At 66.0% G+C, this 1282-nt stretch carries 1 protein-coding gene; it reads right to left on the minus strand.

Going from position 1 to position 1282, the window contains the following annotated elements; genetic code table 11:
- Positions 1–52 precede the first annotated feature (52 nt).
- The gene (locus DFR67_RS30120) at positions 53–1273 is read right to left on the minus strand and encodes an acetyl-CoA C-acetyltransferase (RefSeq protein WP_110473120.1); all 1221 of its coding nucleotides are present in this window, start codon (positions 1271–1273) and stop codon (positions 53–55) included.
- Positions 1274–1282 lie beyond the last annotated feature (9 nt).

The following is a 1282-nucleotide window of genomic DNA, read 5'->3' on the forward strand; positions in this document are numbered from 1 at the left end:
ACCAGAAGAGCCCGCGACCATTCGGTCGCGGGCTCTTTTGTTTGGTTCAGGTTCAGTTCAGGCGTTCGAGGACCATGGCCATGCCTTGTCCGCCGCCGACGCACATGGTTTCGACGCCGAGGGTTTTGTCTTGGGTGGTGAGGTTGTTGAGCAGGGTTGCGGTGATGCGGGCACCGGTCATGCCGAACGGGTGGCCCAGTGCGATCGCTCCGCCGGAGATGTTGAGCTTGTCGTGGTCGATGCCGAGTTCGTTGGCTGATCCGAGGACCTGGACGGCGAAGGCCTCGTTGATCTCGAACAGGTCGATGTCGTCGATGCTCAGCCCGGCGTATTTGAGGGCTTTGCGAACGGCCTCGATCGGGCCGAGGCCCATGATCTCGGGGGACAGGCCGGTGGCTGCGGTGGCCACGATGCGGGCCAGCGGGGTGAGCCCGAGGGCTTTGGCTTTGGTGTCGCTCATGACCACGAGTGCGGCGGCGCCGTCGTTGAGGGGGCAGGCGTTACCTGCGGTGACGGTGCCGTCGGGGCGGAAGACAGGCTTGAGTTGGCTGATCTTGTCGTAGGTGGTGCCGGCGCGGGGGCCGTCGTCGGTGTTGATGATGGTGCCGTCGGGGAGGGTGATGGGTTCGATTTCGCGGGCGAAGAAGCCGGATTTGATGGCTTCTTCGGCGCGGTTCTGGCTGCGTACGCCCCAGTGGTCTTGGTCTTGGCGGGAGATGCCGGTGTAGGAGGCGACGTTTTCGGCGGTTTCGCCCATGGGGATGTAGACGTCGGGGAGCAGGCCTTGTTCGCGGGGGTCGGACCATGTGCCTGCGCCGCCTTCGGCGGCTTTGGCGGTGCGGGCCATGGCGTCGGCGAACAGTGGGTTTTTGGTGTTGGGCCAGCCGTCGGCGTTGCCGGTGCCGAAGCTGGAGACGCTTTCGACGCCGCCGGAGATGAAGACGTCGCCTTCGCCGGCGCGGATGGCGTGCATGGCCATGCGGGTGGTCTGTAGTGAGGAGGAGCAGTAGCGGTTGACGGTGACGCCGGGGACGTGGTCGAGGCCGACCTGGACGGCGACGGAGCGGGCGATGTTGAAGCCGGCTTGGCCGCCGGGTTGGCCAGAGCCCAGGTGGAGGTCGTCGATGTCGGCGCGGTCGAGTTCGGGGATCTTGTTCAGTACGGCTTCGACCATCTGCCGGGCCAACTCGTCCGGGCGGACGTCTTTGAGTGAGCCTTTGCCGGCTCGGCCGATCGGTGAGCGGGCGGTGGCGACGATGACGGCCTCTGGCATGCGAACTCC

It is taken from the genome of Williamsia limnetica (genome assembly GCF_003217475.1).
In the GTDB taxonomy this organism is placed as follows: Bacteria; Actinomycetota; Actinomycetes; order Mycobacteriales; family Mycobacteriaceae; genus Williamsia; species Williamsia limnetica.

Bases quoted from the DNA above. Each gene is read 5' to 3' on its own strand.
- DFR67_RS30120 (WP_110473120.1), bottom strand. From the start codon at position 1,273: ATGCCAGAGGCCGTCATCGTCGCCACCGCCCGCTCACCGATCGGCCGA.